Source organism: Pseudomonas saudiphocaensis (genome assembly GCF_000756775.1).
Lineage (GTDB): Bacteria > Pseudomonadota > Gammaproteobacteria > Pseudomonadales > Pseudomonadaceae > Stutzerimonas > Stutzerimonas saudiphocaensis.
Map to the genome: position 1 here is coordinate 3,508,761 of NZ_CCSF01000001.1, position 17,855 is coordinate 3,526,615.

The window sequence follows — 17,855 nt, forward strand, 5'->3', positions numbered from 1 at the left end:
CGACTGGCTGCTGGAGTTGGGTGTCCGTTACCGACTCCGCGCAATAGCAAACAAGTAATTGAGGATCCAGGCGTGGCAAATTGCCGCTTTGGCCGAAATTGCGGTTATTTCTTGTCGATACTCAAGTTCGCCTGCGGGCTTTTGGAGCGTAATGAACGCAACAAAACACAGCAGGAGCTTAGTTATGAACACAGTCAAATACCTGGCGCTATCCATCGCACTGGCGGTCAGCGGTCAGGCTCTGGCGGACGTGACCGATGGGCTGCAACGCGTCAAGGTTGGCCTGGTGCCTCCGCCACATGTGCATGCACATGAGCAGGTCGCACCCAAGGAGCCGCGCGTAGTCCAGTTCCGTATCGTCATCGAGGAAAAGAAAGTGGTCATTGACGACCAGGGCACCACGCTCCAGGCGATGACTTTCAATGGCTCGATGCCTGGCCCGACCATGGTGGTCCACGAGGGTGACTTCGTGGAGCTGACCCTGGTCAACCCGGCCACCAACACCATGCCGCACAACATCGATCTGCATGCTGCCACCGGCGCGTTGGGCGGGGCGGCGCTGACTCTGGTGGCACCGGGTGAAGAGGCGGTGCTGCGTTTCAAGGCCGATCGCGCCGGTACCTTCGTCTATCACTGTGCACCGGAAGGGATGGTCGCCTGGCATGTGCTGGCCGGCATGAGCGGTACGCTGATGGTGCTGCCGCGCGAAGGCCTGAAGGACCCGGCCGGCAATTCGTTGCGCTATGACCGCGCCTACACCATTGGCGAGTTCGATCTGTACATACCGAAGGACAAGAACGGCAAGTTCAAGGACTACAACACCCTGCTCGACAGCTATGCCGACAGCAAGGAAACCATGCGCGGCCTGATCCCGAGCCACGTGGTCTTCAACGGCCGGGTCGGTGCCCTGACCGGCAAGAACGCCCTGACTGCCAGCGTCGGCGAGTCGGTCCTGTTGATCCATTCGCAAGCCAACCGTGACTCCCGTCCGCACCTGATTGGTGGCCACGGGGACTGGGTATGGGAAACCGGCAAGTTCGACAACCCGCCGCTGAAGAACCTCGAAACCTGGTTCGTGCGGGGTGGCTCGGCCGGGGTGGCGCTCTACACCTTCCGCCAGCCGGGGGTTTATGCCTACCTCAACCACAACCTGATCGAAGCGGAAATGGGTGCCGCCGGCCACATCGTCGTCGATGGCGAGTGGGATGATGGGCTGATGACACAGGTCAAGGCTCCAGGCCCGATTACCTCGCAGGAGTAAGGCCATGCAAGGCTTCGTGTACCGAGCGGCACCTCTGCTATTGGCTGCTTTGCTGGCTGCCTGTGGCGAGTCGACGAAAGGGCTGATTGAGCCGGAGTTGGTGGAGGTTCCAGCGGGCCTGGCGCGCTACTACTTGCCGGGCAGCAGCGAGGTACACGAAGAGCGCCTGACTGGCTTTGCCATCATGAGCCGGCAGGTCAGCCAGGCCGAATACGCGGCCTGCATCGATGACGGAGGCTGTCCTGCTCTGGATATGGCGCTGGACGAGGCTGCGGCGCAACTGCCGGTAGTAGGGCTGAGTTGGCAGGACGCCCAGGCTTATGCTGCCTGGTTGTCGCATCGCAGCGGGCGTCGCTATCGGTTGCCGCAGCACGGCGAGTGGATACTGGCCGCAGCCTCGGCCTATGTCGAAGAGGAGCCCATGGTGGATGATCCACGCAACCCGGCGCGCCGCTGGCTCGCCGAGTATGCGCAGAATGCCAACCGCGAGCGCCTGTCGGAAGTGCTCAAACCCTTCGGCGGCCATGGCCGCAACGAGCACGGCCTGTTGGATGCGGCTGGAAATGTCTGGGAATGGACTGACACCTGCTTTTCACGCACCGACAGCGAGTTCTGCGGCATACGCGTGGCTGCCGGACGCCACCCTTCGGCTTTGTCCGACTTCGAGCGCAACCCTTCCAGCGGCGCCTGCTCGGTGGGGCAGCCGCCGACCCATCTGGGCCTGCGGCTGGTGCGTGAAGGCTGATCTGTTGCTCCGCTTTTCACAGGCGCGTGATTTACTGCTGCCGCGTTCCGAGCAGGATACAAGGGCGATTGCACAGGGTGTCACCGAGCACTGGTGATAATTAAGCGAGTGGCCATGGATGGGCGGTGCCCGTTTGGCCGTCATCAATACGCTGGAAGCTGCTCAGCTCATCTCGTTATTGAAAATCCCGACTGCGCACATCCAGGCCGGTCAACAGTGCGCTGAGGTCGGTAAGGCGGCCGGCGATCACATGGCGGATGCCGTCCGCTGATTCCAGGTGGCCATCGACTCTCAGCAGTTGCGACTGCACCAGTGCTCGTCGCTGGCGTTCAGCCAGGTCGTGCCAGACGATGACGTTCACCAGCCCGAATTCGTCCTCAAGGGTCACGAAGGTGACGCCACTGGCTGTCTGTGGACGTTGCCGCCCAATGACCAGGCCGGCAATGCTGATCAGGCGCCCGGGTTCGACTTCTGCCAGTTCACGTGAGCTGCGGCAGCGCTGGGTGCGGAGTTGCGTGCGCAGAAGCTGCAGAGGATGAGGCCCGAGGGTAGTGCCGAGTGTGGCGTAGTCGGTCAGCAGGTCCTCGCCCACAGAAGGGCGCGGCAGGGCGGCAGGCGTTTCATGACTCATGGAAACTCCGGCAAACAGCGGGAGCTGCGGTTCAACACCGGCCACCGCCCAGCGAGCCTGGTGACGGTTGCCGGCCAGCCCCTGCAGGGCGCTGGCGTCGGCCAGGAGTTCCCGGCTTCGGCTATCCAGCCTGGCGCGCAGGCACAGATCCTCGACGTCGCGGAAGGCTTGCAGCTGTCGAGCGGCTTCGAGGCGTCGGGCGCAGTCCTGATGCAACCCGCGAATCATCCTGAACCCCATGCGGATGGCCGGCTGGACCTTGTCCGTGGGTTCCAGGGTGCAATCCCAGTTGCTGTAGCGCACATCCACAGGACGGACCTCGAGGCCATGGCGTCGGGCATCCTGCAGCACCTGGTCGGGGCTGTAGAACCCCATCGGCCAGCTGTTGACCAGTGCGCAGGCGAAAGCTGCTGGTTCGTGGCATTTCAGCCAGCTGCTGGCATAGCTGAGCAGGGCGAAGCTGGCCGCGTGGGATTCGGGAAAACCGTAGCTGCCAAAGCCCTTGATCTGCTCGAAGATGCGCTCGATAAACGGCAGCTGATAGCCCTTTTCAAGCATGCGATTGGTCAGCCGCTCGCGATGGTGCTCCAGGCCGCCGTGGCGCTTCCAGGCGGCCATGCTGCGGCGCAACTCATCGGCCTCGCCCGGCGTGTACTGTGCCGCGACCATGGCCAGCTCCATGACCTGTTCCTGAAACAGCGGGACCCCGAGGGTGCGCTCGAACACGGGAACAAGCTCCGCTGAGGGGTACTCGATTTTTTCCTCGCCGTTTCGCCGGCGCAGATAGGGGTGGACCATGTCGCCCTGAATGGGGCCTGGACGGACGATGGCCACCTGAATCACCAGATCGTAAAACTCCCTGGGTCTCAGGCGCGGCAGCATGGCCATCTGCGCCCGTGATTCGATCTGGAAGACGCCGATGGTGTCGGCGCGGCTGATCATTTCGTAGGTCGCTCTGTCGTTCTGAGGCAGCGTTGCCAACGTCCAGCGGGTGCCGCGATAACGCTCGATCAGATCGAAGCAGCGATGCAGGGCACTGAGCATGCCGAGGGCCAGTACATCGACCTTCAGCAGGCCCAGAAGATCAAGGTCGTCCTTGTCCCACTGAATCACGGTACGTCCGGGCATGGTCGCGTTTTCCACGGGCACCAGCGTGCTCAGTGGCTGCTCGGAAATGACGAAGCCGCCGGGGTGCTGGGACAGATGACGGGGAAAGCCGATCAGTTCACCGGCCAGCACCAGCACACGGCGCAGCAGGGGGCTGTCCGGATCGAATCCGGCTTCGATCAGCCGATCGGAGCCTGGAATCTTGTCGCTCCAGCGCCCGCAGCAATCGGCCAGGGAACTGATCTGGTCCGCCGGCAGGCCGAGCGCTTTGGCCACGTCTCGTATGGCGCCGGTTGCGTGGTAGCTGCTGACCACGGCCGTGAGTGCCGCGCGTTCACGGCCATAGCGGCGGAAAATGTACTGGATGACTTCTTCGCGGCGTTCGTGCTCGAAGTCGACGTCGATGTCCGGCGGCTCATTGCGCTCGCGCGAGAGAAACCGCTCGAACAGCAGCCGGGTGCCGGTTCGTGTCGGGTCCAACTCGGTGATGCCCAGGGCAAAGCACACGGTGGAATTCGCCGCCGAACCGCGGCCCTGACACAGAATGCCCTGCTCACGCGCCCAGCGAACGATGTCATGCACGGTCAGGAAATAGCTTTCGTACTTCAGGTCGGCGATCAGTTGCAGCTCGTGCCGGATCAGTTTCTGGGCCTGCTCCGGCACTCCGTCAGGCCAGCGCCAGTGGGCACCTTGCTCAACAAGCTCTCGCAGCCAGGAGGTCGCGTCATGGCCTGACGGCACCACTTCGTGGGGGTACTGGTAGCGCAGCTGTTTCAGCTCGAAGCTGCAGCGTTCGGCGATGCGCAGGGTTTCGGCAAGCAAAGGCGGGGGATAGAGCTCGGCTAGTTCCGTCGGGCGGCGCAAGTGCCGTTCGCCATTAGGGAAAAGATAGGCGCCGGCCTCGGCCACCGGCAGGTGATGACGGATGGCGGTCATGCAGTCCTGCAGGGCTCGGCGTCCGCGGGCATGCATGTGCACATCACCGCAGGCTACGGCAGGCAAGCCGCAGGCCTCGGCCCACTGGAGGCGTTGCTGCAACTGCGCGGCGTCGTCCGGCCCCCGGTGCAACTCGATGCCGAGCCACAGACGATCCGGAAAGCATGCGCCTAGCCAGGTGGCATGCTGGGTGTCGTTATCCGCCAGCCAGATCGCCAGCAACCCTTCGGTCGATGCCGGAAAGTCCTCGAACAGCAGCCGGTAATGGCCCTTTTCAGCACGCCGCCGTGCCAGGGTAATGAGGTGGGACAGGCTTTGATAACCCTTGAGGTTCTCCGCCAGCAGCACCAGTTTCGGGCCATTTTCGACGCGCATTTCGCTGCCGACGATAAGTGCTACGCCGCTTTCCATGGACGTCTTCCAGGCACGCACAATGCCGGCCAGGGTGCATTCATCGGTGATCGCCAGTGCGCGGTAGCCCAACTGTGCCGCGCGCTTGAACAGTTCTTCGGCGCTGGAGGCTCCGCGTTGGAAGCTGAAGTTGGACAGGCAATGCAGTTCAGCGTAACCACTCATGCGAACCAGCCGTGCAGTTGCAGTGGGCCTTGGCTGCCCACGTTGCGAAATGCCCAGCCACGCTGGCCGCTACGGGTCTGGATGAGGTAGTAGTCGCGGCGTATGTCGGCTCCGTCCCACCAGCCGCTCTCGATGCGCTCGGGGCCGGCGAGAATCTGCAGGCTGTTGTCGTGCAAGGGCCGCGGTTGAGCCAGTAACCATCCGGGGCGAGGCCCTGTGGCTGGTTGAAAGTTTGAGGGCAGTCCGGACCAGGCATGCTCCGGACGGTGATCGGCGCGGATGCCAAGGCCCTGCACGGCATCGTCACCCAAGCGGGCGCGCAAACGTTCATGGAGCCGCTCCCAGGGGAGGGATTGCTGGGGCCTTTCTTCGAAGAGCTGGCCGTGTGCCGGAGCGAAGCGCGGAAGCTCGCGGGCGATCAGGCGTACCGCCAATACCGGGGCCGGCAACTGCAATTGTTCGAGACGCCCACGGGTCAGCTCGAAGAGCATGTTGGCGTCACGCTCGGCGCTCAAGAGCCCGACCGGCACCTGGCTGTCGGGCATGGCCCGATGCTCCAGATGCAGAATGAAGCGTTGTACGCCGCTATCGCGCCCGGCCAGGTAGGCGGCCAGGTCCGAGGTCAAGCGCCGCATTGGAAACAACAGTGCCTGATGCGACTCGACCTCGAAATTCAACTCGATCCGCTGCTCAAAAACATCCGGTGGACGGTAAAAGTCCAGCGCTAACGGGCGTTGGCCGAGCAGTCGGTCCAGTTGCAGCAGAACCTCGGCAGGGAAACGCCGAGCAAGGCCGTCACGCGGTTGCTCGAGAATCCTGGCCAGATCTCGCAGGCCCATGCGGCTGAAGGCCGTGACTGCCTCTCGGGAAAAGCCCAGATGCTGCACCGACAACTGCTGGAGAGCCTGCTGCAGGAGCGCTCGGTCCGAGATGGCCAGGCCATCGTGAGCGTTGGCCAGAGCGCGTGCCGCGGCAGGGTTGGGGGCGGCGGTGATGCGATGACGAAAGCCCAGGGCGTTCAGCTCTTCACGTAGCCGTGCTTCAAAGCGGGGCCAGGGACCGAACAGATTGAGAGACGAATGCACTTCAAGGAGCAGGCAGCGAGGATAGTGCAGGCTGACCTGGGCACTGAAGCCATAGGCCCAGGCGGCGAGTAACTGTTGCCAGCGGTCGATGGCCGCCGGATCGTATTCGGCGGTGGCAAAGGCCCGCCCCAATGCCTGGGCGGCAATCAGGGACTGGCCGGATCGAAGGCCGATCGCGCGTGCCGCCGGGTTGACGGCTTGTACCACGCGCCTTTGTGCCGGCCCGGCGAGCAATGCCAGTGGCGTCTCCGTATCGGCGCGCTGGCGCAGCACGCCGTCCATGGCCAGCTGCGGAAACAGGATGCAAGTCCAGAGCATCGCAGCCTCAATGCCAGCTTTCGGCAGCCAGTGGAGTGGCGATGGGCCGTTCCGGTGCAATCCCGCCGCGGCACTTGAGAATGCGCAGCTGACGGGCATCCACAACCATGCGCAAGGCGGCGGGTGAAGCATTGGCCGCAGCATCCAGAGGGCGGTAGGCAAACGCCAATGTTCTACCGGTTTCGGCAGCGATTTGCAGACGGCGCAGGGCGCGGTCGTCCACCTGCCTGGGCCAGCACACCACGGCACCGCAGCACCCCGAGCGCAGGCATTGTTCGGTGGCCCACAGAGCGTCACGGCCAGCGGCCTGGATGATGCTCAGCTGGTGCAGATCCACTCCGGCGCCAAGCCAGGCATGGGGGTAGGGCAGGTAAGGCGGGCCTATCAACACGATTCGTTCACCTGCACGGCTCAACCGAGCCAGCGTCGGCCACAGCAGGCGAAGCTCACCGATGCCCGGGGCGGCAACGAGAATCTCGCTCAGCGCCGAATCCGGCCAGCCTCCTCCCGGTAAGGCCTTATCCAGCTCGGCATGCCCGGTTGGCTGTGAGGAGGCTGAATGTCCCGTCCCCTGACCACGCCAGATCTGACGCGAATCGAGCAGGCGCTCAATGGCTACAACAGAAGACATAGACGGTTCACTTGCACTGATACTGTATGGGTATACAGTATCAGGTTGTGACTTACGTAGGGTCAAGCCGAATCTGACGAAGCCCCTACAAGACCATTTGCAGTCTTCGAAGCAGGTCTAGGCGCGTTGTCAGCAGTGTGTGAGTACGCCGAGGCAAACCGCCGAGCGACGGCGATCCGGTTCGTCGCGGATGCTTTGAGTGCCAGGTGGACTCGGTCCTGTCTCGTGCCAAGTCAGATAATCATGCACGCTTGAAAGAGATCAGGGATTCGTTCCTCTGGTCAACGCCAAGGTTGCTTCATTTCCATTGCGTTTTCCCTCTCGGCAATGGAGCGAACGGTGTGTTCGGTCAATGTTCCCGGTTGGGTTCATCACTTTTGTCGATACGTGGTCAAACCCGGCGCCAGGCCGGGTTTGCTGTTGCAGTGGTCAGGCTTTATTCCACCGCCTTGACCATATCCTCGACGACCTTCTTGGCATCGCCGAAGACCATCATGGTCTTGTCCATGTAGAACAGTTCGTTGTCCAGACCCGCATAGCCGCTGGCCATGGAGCGCTTGTTGACGATCACCGTCTTGGCCTTGTACGCCTCGAGAATCGGCATGCCCGCGATCGGCGACTTCGGGTCGGTCTTGGCGGCCGGGTTGACCACATCGTTGGCGCCGAGCACCAGCACCACGTCGGCCTGGCCGAACTCGGAGTTGATGTCGTCCATCTCGAACACCTGCTCGTAAGGCACTTCGGCCTCGGCCAGCAGCACGTTCATATGGCCCGGCATCCGTCCGGCAACCGGGTGGATCGCATACTTCACGGTCACGCCCATGTGGGTCAGCTTTTCGGCCAGCTCCATCAGTGCGTGCTGCGCACGGGCCACCGCCAGGCCGTAGCCGGGGACGATGATCACGGTGTCGGCGTTGGTCAGCAGGAACGCGGCATCATCGCTGGAGCCGGATTTCACCGAGCGCGCTTCCTGGGCACCCGCCGGGCCGCCGGCATCGGCAGTGGCACCGAAGCCACCGAGGATGACGTTGAAGAACGAGCGGTTCATCGCCTTGCACATGATGTAGGAGAGGATCGCACCGGAAGAGCCGACCAGCGAACCGGCGATGATCAGCATCGAGTTGTTCAGCGAGAAGCCGATACCCGCCGCCGCCCAGCCCGAATAGCTGTTGAGCATCGACACCACCACCGGCATGTCCGCACCGCCGATGGGGATGATGATCAGCACACCGATGACGAAGGCCAGTGCCACCAGAATGGCGAACGCGGTGATATTGCCGGTGAAGGTGTAGACCAGGCCCAGGCCGAGGATTGCCAGGCCCACCGCCAGGTTGACCATGTGCTGGCCCTTGAACACCACCGGCGCGCCCTGGAACAGGCGGAACTTGTATTTGCCCGACAGTTTGCCGAAGGCGATCACCGAACCGGAGAAGGTGATGGCGCCGATGGCCGCGCCGAGGAACAGCTCCAGGCGGTTACCGGAGGGAATCGGGTCGGCCATGCTGGCGACGATGCCCAGCGACTGCGGCTCGACCACCGCGGCGATGGCGATGAAGACCGCGGCCAGGCCGATCATGCTGTGCATGAAGGCCACCAACTCGGGCATCTTGGTCATTTCGACGCGCTTGGCCATGACGGTGCCGACGCTGCCGCCGATCAGCAGGCCGACGATCACGTAGCCGATGCCGGTGGTGGCCAGTTCGCTGCCCAGCTTGAAGATCAGCCCTACCGTGGTGAGCACGGCGATGGCCATGCCGAGCATGCCGAACAGGTTGCCGCGCCGCGACGTGGTCGGGTGTGACAGCCCCTTGAGCGCCTGGATAAAGAACACCGACGCGACGAGGTAGAGCAGGGTAATGAGGTTCATGCTCATGGCTTACTGGCCCTCCGCCTTGGCCGCGCTGCGGTCCTTCTTCTTGAACATTTCCAGCATGCGCCGGGTGACCAGAAAGCCCCCGAAGACGTTGACCGCGGCCAGCGCCACCGCCAGGGTGCCCATGGCCTTGCCCAGCGGGGTGACGGTCAGCGCGGCGGCCAGCATGGCGCCGACGATGACGATCGCCGAGATGGCGTTGGTGACCGCCATCAGCGGCGTGTGCAGCGCCGGAGTTACGTTCCAGACCACGTGGTAGCCGACGTAGATCGCCAGCACGAAGATGATCAGGTTGTAGATGCCGTCGGAAATCAGATCCATGTTCGCGTCTCCCTTAACCGTTGGTCCGCACGACCTGGCCGTCGCGGCACATCAGGCACGCGGCGACGATGTCGTCTTCGAGGTTGAGCTGGAACTGGCCGTCCTGGTCGAGGACCAGCTTGAGGAAATCCAGCAGGTTGCGGGCATACAGCGCCGAGGCATCCGCCGGCACCAGGGTCGCCAGGTTGCTGTGGCCGACGATCGTCACGCCGTGCTTGACCACCACCCGGTCGGCTTCGGTCAGCGGGCAGTTGCCGCCCTGGGCCGCGGCCAGGTCGATGATCACCGAGCCCGGTTTCATCTCGGCGACGGTGGCTTCCTGCAGCAGCACAGGGGCCTGGCGACCGGGGATCAGCGCGGTGGTGATGACGATGTCGGCCTGCTTGGCGCGCTCGTGCACCGCCTGGGCCTGGCGCGCCATCCACGAGGCCGGCATCGGCCGGGCATAGCCGCCGACGCCTTCGGCGCACTCGCGTTCCTCTTCAGTTTCGCAGGGAACATCGACGAATTTGGCGCCAAGCGACTCGATCTGCTCCTTTACCGCCGGGCGCACATCGGAGGCTTCCACCACTGCGCCCAGGCGCTTGGCCGTGGCAATGGCCTGCAATCCGGCGACGCCGGCCCCGAGGATCAGCACGCGTGCAGCCTTCACCGTGCCGGCTGCGGTCATCAGCATGGGCATGAAGCGCGGATACTGGTTGGCCGCGATCATCACCGCCTTGTAGCCGGCGATGTTGGCCTGGGACGACAGCACATCCAGGCTCTGCGCGCGGGAGGTACGCGGCGCGGCTTCCAGGGCGAACGCAGTGATGCCGCGCTCGGCCATGCGGGCGATATTGGCGTTATCGAAGGGGTTGAGCATGCCGATCAGCACGGCGCCTGGCTGCATCTGCGCCAGCTCGGCGTCGGTCGGTGCGTTCACCTTGAGCAGGATCGCTGCTGCGAAGGCCGCGTCGGCCTCGGCGATAGTCGCGCCAGCGGCCTCATAGGCGCTGTCCGGGACGCTGGCCAGCACGCCGGCGCCACGCTGCACGGTGACCTGATGCCCCTGGCCGATCAGCTTCTTGACGGTTTCCGGCGTCGCGGCAACGCGCGTCTCGCCGGGTCGGGTTTCGAGAGGAACACCGATATGCATAGTCTTTCCTGGTACGAATCAGTTGCGCAGGCAGGCTGGGCCCCTTCGCGATGACGCAGGCGAAGAGGGCACAGACTGGGTTCGGATTGAGACGGCCCGAAGGCCAGGATCAGACGAGCTTTTCCAGCTCCGGCACGATCTCGAACAGATCGCCCACCAGGCCGTAGTCAGCCACCTGGAAGATCGGCGCTTCCTCGTCCTTGTTGATCGCGACGATCACCTTGGAGTCCTTCATGCCCGCCAGGTGCTGGATGGCTCCGGAAATGCCGACCGCGATATACAGCTGCGGCGCGACGATCTTGCCGGTCTGGCCGACCTGCATGTCGTTGGGCACGAAGCCGGCATCGACGGCAGCGCGGGAGGCACCGACCGCGGCGCCAAGTTTGTCGGCCAGGCTGTACAGGTGCTTGAAGTTGTCACCGTTGCCCATGCCACGGCCGCCGGAGACGACGATCTTGGCAGCGGTCAGCTCGGGACGATCGGACTTGGCCAGCTCTTCGCCGACGAAGGCCGAAATGCCCTTGTCGCCAGTGCTGGCGATCTGCTCGACCGCAGCGGAGCCGCCTTCGGCATTGACCGGATCGAAGCCGGTGGCGCGCACTGTGATGACCTTGATGGCCGCCGAGGAATGCACGGTGGCAATGGCGTTGCCGGCGTAGATCGGGCGCTTGAAGGTATCGGGGCTTTCGACCGCGATGATCTCGGAGATCTGGTCGACGTCCAGCTGCGCGGCCACGCGCGGCAGGAAGTTTTTGCCGTTGGTGGTGGCAGCGGCCAGGACGTGGCTGTAATTCTTGGCCAGATCAGCAATCAGCGGCGCGACGTTTTCCGGCAGCTGGTTGGCGTAGGCCGCGTCGTCGGCGACCAGCACCTTGGCGACGCCTTCGATCTTGGCCGCGGCTTCACCGATGGCACCGCAGCCGCTGCCGGCTACCAGTACATGAATGTCGCCGCCAATGGCTTTTGCTGCCGCCACGGTGTTCAGGGTCGCGGCAGCCAGAACGGCGTTGTTGTGTTCAGCGATAACCAGGATAGTCATTTAGATTACCTTCGCCTCGTTCTTCAGTTTCTCGACCAGTTCAGCCACGGACTTGACCTTGATACCGGCGCCACGGGCAGCCGGCGCTTCGACCTTGAGGGTCTTCAAGGTGGACGTGGTGGTTACCCCCAGCGCATCCGGCGTGACGGTTTCCAGCGGCTTCTTCTTGGCCTTCATGATGTTCGGCAGAGAGGCGTAGCGCGGCTCGTTCAGACGCAGGTCGGTGGTGACGATTGCCGGCAGGTTCAGCGCGACGGTCTGCAGGCCGCCGTCGATTTCGCGGGTGACGTTGACCTTGTCGCCGGCCACTTCCACCTTGGAGGCGAAGGTGCCCTGGGCATAGCCGGTCAGCGCGCCGAGCATCTGGCCAGTCTGGTTGTTGTCGCTGTCGATGGCCTGCTTGCCAAGGATCACCAGCTGCGGCTGTTCCTTGTCCACCACGGCCTTGAGCAGCTTGGCCACGGCCAGGGAATTCAGCTCTTCGCCGGACTCGACCAGGATGGCGCGGTCGGCGCCCAGCGCCAGTGCGGTGCGCAGCTGCTCCTGGGCAGCAGTCGGGCCAATGGTCACCACGACGATCTCGCTGGCCACGCCCTTTTCCTTCAGGCGTACGGCTTCTTCAACGGCGATTTCGCAGAAGGGGTTCATCGACATCTTGACGTTGGCGAGGTCGACGCCGGAGTTGTCCGCCTTGACGCGGACCTTGACGTTGTAATCGACCACTCTCTTCACACTAACCAGAATTTTCATGATGACGTCTCGTTGCTCAGAATGACGTAGGTACAGCTCGCCCACCTCGACGCCGGTCGAGGGGGCGAATCTCCAGATCGCTAGGCCTCGACTCGCTCGAAAATCGCAGCGATACCCTGTCCGCCGCCGATGCACATCGCCACCAGGGCGTAGCGCCCCTGGACGCGTTGCAGCTCATGAATCGCCTTGGTGGTGATGATGGCGCCAGTAGCCCCCACGGGATGGCCCAGCGAGATACCCGAGCCGTTTGGGTTCACCTTGTCCGGGTCGAGGGCGAGTTCCTGCATCACGGCGCAGGCCTGTGCGGCGAAGGCCTCGTTGGCCTCGATGACATCCATCTGCTTCAGGTCGAGTCCGGTTCGCTGCAAGGCCAGCTTTATTGCCGGTACCGGCCCGATGCCCATGAAGGCCGGCTCGACCCCCGCATGGGCATAGCCGACAAGGCGGGCCAAGGGTCGCAGGCCCAGCTCCCGAGCCACGCCGCCCTCGGCAAGCACCACGGCGGCGGCCCCGTCATTGAGGCCCGACGCATTGCCGGCGGTGACGGTGCCGGCGGACTTGTCGAAGACCGGCCGCATGCCGGCGAGCTGGTCGGCGGTCACTTCCGCGCGTACATGCTCGTCCGTTTCGAACAGGCGAGTACCGTTACGCGTCTTCACTTCGACCGGAACGATCTGGCTGGCGAAGCGCTGCTCGGCGAGGGCGCGGGCGGCGCGGCGCTGGCTTTCAAGGGCGAGGGCGTCCTGTTGCGCGCGGCTGATGCCATAGCGCTTGGCGACGTTCTCCGCGGTGATGCCCATGTGGATCTGCTGCCAGGGGTCATGCAAAACGCCATTCATGTAATCGATGGCGCTGGCGTCGCCCAGGCGGTTGCCCCAACGCAACCCTGGCAGCAGGAAGGGTCCGCGGCTCATGCTTTCAGCTCCGGCGCCAATGGCGATGGAGGTGTCGCCCAGCTGAATGGCCTGGGCCGCCGAGATGATCGCCTGCAAGCCCGAGCCGCATAGCCGGTTGACGTTGAAGGCGGGCGTGGTGACGGGCATGCCCGAATCGAGGGCGGCGATGCGGCTGAGGTAGGCATCCTTCGGCTCGGTCGGTATCACGTTGCCCATGACCACGTGGCCAACCCGTTCGGGGGTAACCCCGGACCGTTCCAAGGCTGCACGGACCACGGTAGTGGCAAGCGAGGAGAGGGGAACATCCTTCAGCGAACCGCCGAAGCTGCCTATGGCTGTGCGAACCGCCCCGACGACGAGAGTTTCGCGCTCTGACATGAAATCGTCCGTCCCGTAAGTTTGATGTTTCGCTGCCGCGCTGCAGCGATGCGTTGTCGATATTCTCGGGCAAACAAAGGCTGCCGGCATCGTCCACACGGCTTAGCCTGGCGCTCTTAGCGCGGGCATGGCGAAACCGGGCGGCGTCAGGCGTCAGGCTGTCTTGCATCTGGCGAACCGTGATGGGCACGTGCACCGATATTGGCACCTGCTTGAAGAAGTGCCAATTTTGCTTGGGATATGGATGGGTGCCTGATCGTGGCCAGTGTGCCGGAGTGGGTGGCCCCATCCGGCCGTATTGCTGGATCGAAGGGCGTTGTTCGCAGCGCACCGCCGGTGGCTGGAACACGCCAGGAGACAGAATCAGGCGCTCGCTTGGCGCTGCTTGACCAGCGTCAGCGCGGTGTCCTCGATCATGTCTTCCTGACCGCCCACCATGCCCCGCCGACCCATCTCGACGAGAATCTCGCGAGCGGACACGCCGTACTTTTTCTCGGCACGTTTGGCGAACAGCAGGAACGAGCCGTAGACGCCGGCATAGCCCATGGTCAGGGCGTCGCGGTCGCTGCGGATGGGGAAATCCATGATCGGCACCACTCGGTCTTCAGCGACGTCCTGGATGCCGAACACGCTAACACCGGTCTCGATGCCCATGCGGTCGCAAACCGCCACCAGCACCTCCATCGGGGTATTGCCGGCGCCCGCCCCGAGGCCTGCGCAGGCAGCGTCGATGCGAGTCGCCCCGGCGCCGATGGCGGCGATGGAGTTGGCTACGCCCATCGACAGGTTGTGGTGGCCATGGAAGCCGATCTCGGTTTGCGGCGCGAGCACTGCGCGCAACGCGGCGACCCGAGCCGCCACGTCGTCGGGGAGCAGGTAGCCCGCCGAGTCGGTGATGTACACGCAGTTGGCACCGTAGCTTTCCATCAGCTTACCCTGGGCTGCCAGGCCTTCGGGGCTGTTCATGTGCGCCATCATCAGAAAGCCCACGGTGTCCATACCCAGGCCGCGGGCGTGGCTGATGTGCTGCTCGGAGACGTCCGCCTCGGTGCAATGGGTTGCCACCCGAATAGTGGAAACACCGATTTCATGGGCCATCTTCAGATGATCGACCGTGCCGATGCCCGGCAGCAGCAGAGCCGACACCTTGGCCTGCTTCATCAGCGGAATGACCGCTGAGAGGTACTCCTCATCGCTGTGCGCGGGGAAGCCGTAGTTGACCGAGCTGCCACCCAGGCCGTCGCCGTGGGTGACTTCGATCAGCGGGACGCCGGCGTCGTCCAGACCCTGGGCGATATTTTTCATCTGCTCCAGGCTGATCTGGTGACGCTTGGGGTGCATGCCGTCGCGCAGGCACATGTCGTGTACGGTGATTTTCTTGCCGCGAAGGTCCATGGCACGCTCCTTAAAGGTCGGTCTGCTTGAGCAGTTCTTCGGCGAACATCTCGGCAGTGCGGGCCGAGGCTGCGGTCATGATGTCGAGGTTGCCGGCGTACTTGGGCAGGTAGTCGCCCAGGCCTTCCACTTCCATGAAGACGGAGACGCGATTGCCGTCGAACACCGGCCCGTTCACCAGCTGATAGCCCGGCACGTATTTCTGCACCTCGGCGATCATGGCGTGGATCGATTCGGTGATTGCCGCTTCGTCCGGCGTACCTTCCACCAGGCAGTGCACGGTGTCGCGCATGATCAGCGGCGGCTCGGCCGGGTTGATGACAATGATCGCCTTGCCCTTTTTCGCACCACCCACCTGTTCCACGGCACTGGCCGTGGTGCGGGTGAACTCGTCGATGTTCTTGCGGGTGCCGGGGCCGACCGACTTGGACGCAGCCGTGGCGATAATCTCGGCGTACGCCACCGGTTGTACGCGCGACACCGCGGCCACCAGCGGAATGGTGGCCTGGCCCCCGCAGGTAACCATGTTCACGTTCATCGCGCCGGCGCGAAGGTTGTCCTTCAGGTTGACCGGCGGCACGCAATAGGGGCCGATAGCCGCGGGGGTGAGGTCGATCATCAATACGCCCAGCTCGTTGAGCTTTCGGCTGTTCTCGGCATGTACATAGGCTGAGGTGGCGTCGAAGGCGATGCGGATATCATCGGCCTTGATGTGCGGCAGCAGGCCGTCTACACCTTCGGCGGTGACTTTCAGGCCCATTTCCTCGGCGCGCTTGAGGCCTTCGGAGGCGGGGTCGATGCCGACCATCCAGACTGGCTCCAGCACCTCGCTGCGCTTGAGCTTGTACAACAGGTCGGTACCGATATTGCCGGGCCCGATCAGGGCGCAGCGGATCTTCTTGCTCATGGTGTTCTCCCGGTTGAGGTGCAGGTCATTCGACGAAGCGCAGGCTGGATTCGCCGATCCCGCTGAGCGTCAGGCTGACCTGGTCGCCAGCGGCGACCGGTACCAGTGGGGCGAGGGCGCCCGACAGGATGATTTCCCCCTTGCGAAACGGAATGCCCAGTCGGCCAAGGGTGTTCGCCAGCCAGGCTACGGCGGCGCAGGGATGTCCCTGAACCGCGCTGCCCAGGCCACTGCCGGCGGGCTCGCCGTTCTTGAAGAGCTTCAGCTGCACCTGGGCGAGGTTGATCTCGCGTGGGTCGACGCGCTGCGGGCCTAGGGTGAAGACGCCGCAGGAGGCGTTATCGGCCACGGTGTCCTGGATGCGGATCTGCCAGTTTTCGATACGCGAATCGACGATCTCGAAACAGGGTGCGACGTATTCAGTCGCCGCCAGTACATCGTCTGCCGTGATGTCCGTGCCAGTCAGGTCTTCGCCGAGAATGAAGGCGATCTCGCCTTCGGCCCGCGGCTGTACCAGGCGGTACGCGAGCAGGCTGACGTCGCTGGCATCGGGCACCTGCATGCGGTTGGTCAGGAAGCCGAAGTCGGGCTGATGCACATTCAGCATCTGTTGCACGGCCTCGCTGGTGACGCCGATCTTCTTGCCGACCACGCGCTCACCGAGCTGCTCGCGCCGCTGCAGGAAGCGCAGAGAAATGCGATAGGCATCCTCGAGCTGGATCTCAGGATGTCGTTGGGTCAAGGGCGGCAGGCTGCGCCGTCCTTGTAGGGCGTTGAACAGTTCGTCGCCCAGGGTCTCGATCAGGTGAAGGTTCATTAGTGCGCTCATGTCGGATGCAAGAGATGTGACGGTCCTAGCGGGGGCCCCAGAGGTCTGGAAGGCCGCGGTCGGTGGTGGCGATCAGGCGCTTGAGCAGAACCTTGAGCATCTTGGCGTCCACCTCGCCGAGACGCGTGACCAGATCCTGCTCAACCGCCTTGGCCAGCGCGATTTCTTCCAGCGAGGCCTCGCGACCGGCGCCGGTGAGGACATAGCGGTTCGCACGGGCGATACGTTCGATGGCGACCAGGCCCTGCTTTTCGAGAAAGCGCATGGTGGCCGGGGTGACGGAGAAGCCTGTGTAGGCCACGAACTCATTGATCTCTTCCAGAGTCAGTCCATCGCGTATGCACAGTACGGAAAGTACGAAGAAGGCATGCTCGTCCAGCTGCTGGCTGCTCAACAGGTGGCGTAGTTCGTTGAGCAGTTGGTAGTGGGCGCGCCCCAGCAGATATCCCAGCAGGTCCTCGGTGTAGCTGCATTCGGGCGGCGGTGGGCTGCCCAGGCGCAGGGCCTTGCCTGGCTGTCGGGTGGCGAGGGCGTACTGGCCGCTCTGGAAAGCCAGCGGCGGGGCATCGCAATAGTCGAACGCCATCACTTCGCCGACGAAGATCACATGATCGCCACCCTCGTACTGGAAGGCCGTGCGGCACTGAAAACGGGCGGTGCACTGCGGCAGCAGTGGTGCTGCGCTGATGCCCTGGTCCAGGTCGATGCCGGCGAACTTGTCTTCACCCTGGCGGGCGAAGCGGCTCGACAGCTCCTCTTGCTCGTGGGACAGCACGTGGACGTTCCAATGCTTGGCCTGGCTGAACGCCGCAAGGCTCCTGGCATTCTTGGCCAGGCTCCAGAGCACCATGGGCGGGTTCAGTGAAACCGAGTTGAAGCTGTTGGCCGTTACACCCACCGGCTCGTCGTCAACGCCGCGGCTGGTGATGATGGTGACCCCGGTAGTAAAGGTGCCGAGAGCGGCGCGAAAGGACTGCGGATCGAAGCTGGTGTATGCGTTCATGACATGCCCGCCGGACTGGGATTACGTGAGCATTGAGTA

At 63.7% G+C, this 17,855-nt stretch carries 15 protein-coding genes; 2 read left to right on the top strand and 13 right to left on the bottom strand.

Annotation, left to right across the window (positions count from 1 at the left end; all coding sequences use genetic code 11):
* Positions 1 to 184: 184 nt before the first annotated feature.
* Both nirK and BN1079_RS16380 read left to right on the top strand, forming a co-directional pair.
* Entirely contained in the window at positions 185 to 1,261 is a 1,077-nt protein-coding gene (gene nirK, locus BN1079_RS16375) for a copper-containing nitrite reductase (RefSeq protein WP_037026273.1), read from the top strand.
* Positions 1,262 to 1,265: 4 nt separating this feature from the next.
* Entirely contained in the window at positions 1,266 to 2,006 is a 741-nt protein-coding gene (locus BN1079_RS16380) for a formylglycine-generating enzyme family protein (RefSeq protein ID WP_037026275.1), read from the top strand.
* 175 nt (positions 2,007 to 2,181) lie between these two features.
* Here the strand turns inward: BN1079_RS16380 and BN1079_RS16385 are convergent, their stop codons facing one another.
* The 13 genes from BN1079_RS16385 to BN1079_RS16445 all read right to left on the bottom strand — a co-directional run bounded on the left by BN1079_RS16385 (position 2,182) and on the right by BN1079_RS16445 (position 17,816).
* The gene (locus BN1079_RS16385) at positions 2,182 to 5,256 is read right to left on the bottom strand and encodes an error-prone DNA polymerase (RefSeq protein ID WP_037026276.1); all 3,075 of its coding nucleotides are present in this window, start codon (positions 5,254 to 5,256) and stop codon (positions 2,182 to 2,184) included.
* Entirely contained in the window at positions 5,253 to 6,659 is a 1,407-nt protein-coding gene (locus BN1079_RS16390) for a Y-family DNA polymerase (protein WP_037026277.1), read from the bottom strand. The genes BN1079_RS16385 and BN1079_RS16390 overlap by 4 nt, the downstream gene beginning before the upstream one ends.
* 7 nt (positions 6,660 to 6,666) lie before the next feature.
* Positions 6,667 to 7,290, bottom strand: a complete 624-nt coding sequence (imuA, locus tag BN1079_RS16395; protein WP_037026280.1) for a translesion DNA synthesis-associated protein ImuA — start codon at positions 7,288 to 7,290, stop codon at positions 6,667 to 6,669.
* Between the two features lie 436 nt (positions 7,291 to 7,726).
* Entirely contained in the window at positions 7,727 to 9,163 is a 1,437-nt protein-coding gene (locus tag BN1079_RS16400; RefSeq protein WP_037026283.1) for an NAD(P)(+) transhydrogenase (Re/Si-specific) subunit beta, read from the bottom strand.
* A gap of 3 nt (positions 9,164 to 9,166) precedes the next feature.
* Positions 9,167 to 9,484, bottom strand: a complete 318-nt coding sequence (locus BN1079_RS16405) for an NAD(P) transhydrogenase subunit alpha part 2 (RefSeq protein WP_037026285.1) — start codon at positions 9,482 to 9,484, stop codon at positions 9,167 to 9,169.
* Positions 9,485 to 9,497: 13 nt separating this feature from the next.
* Entirely contained in the window at positions 9,498 to 10,619 is a 1,122-nt protein-coding gene (locus BN1079_RS16410) for a Re/Si-specific NAD(P)(+) transhydrogenase subunit alpha (protein WP_037026287.1), read from the bottom strand.
* Between the two features lie 109 nt (positions 10,620 to 10,728).
* A complete protein-coding gene (locus BN1079_RS16415; protein WP_037026289.1) occupies positions 10,729 to 11,658 on the bottom strand; it encodes an electron transfer flavoprotein subunit alpha/FixB family protein in 930 nt (309 codons plus the stop codon).
* Complete coding sequence (locus BN1079_RS16420; protein ID WP_037026292.1) at positions 11,659 to 12,408, bottom strand: electron transfer flavoprotein subunit beta/FixA family protein; 750 nt, start codon at positions 12,406 to 12,408, stop codon at positions 11,659 to 11,661.
* A gap of 80 nt (positions 12,409 to 12,488) precedes the next feature.
* Positions 12,489 to 13,682: an acetyl-CoA C-acyltransferase family protein gene (locus BN1079_RS16425; protein ID WP_037026293.1), complete on the bottom strand. Its 1,194-nt coding sequence runs from the start codon at positions 13,680 to 13,682 to the stop codon at positions 12,489 to 12,491.
* Between the two features lie 363 nt (positions 13,683 to 14,045).
* Positions 14,046 to 15,077, bottom strand: a complete 1,032-nt coding sequence (dmpG, locus tag BN1079_RS16430) for a 4-hydroxy-2-oxovalerate aldolase (RefSeq protein ID WP_037026294.1) — start codon at positions 15,075 to 15,077, stop codon at positions 14,046 to 14,048.
* A 10-nt stretch (positions 15,078 to 15,087) separates the two neighbouring features.
* Positions 15,088 to 15,984 (bottom strand): acetaldehyde dehydrogenase (acetylating), encoded by an 897-nt coding sequence (locus BN1079_RS16435; RefSeq protein WP_037026295.1) that lies wholly within the window; start codon positions 15,982 to 15,984, stop codon positions 15,088 to 15,090.
* Positions 15,985 to 16,009: 25 nt separating this feature from the next.
* Positions 16,010 to 16,801 (bottom strand): fumarylacetoacetate hydrolase family protein, encoded by a 792-nt coding sequence (locus tag BN1079_RS16440; protein WP_037026298.1) that lies wholly within the window; start codon positions 16,799 to 16,801, stop codon positions 16,010 to 16,012.
* A 37-nt stretch (positions 16,802 to 16,838) separates the two neighbouring features.
* Positions 16,839 to 17,816, bottom strand: a complete 978-nt coding sequence (locus BN1079_RS16445; RefSeq protein WP_037026299.1) for a flavin reductase — start codon at positions 17,814 to 17,816, stop codon at positions 16,839 to 16,841.
* Positions 17,817 to 17,855: the final 39 nt, after the last annotated feature.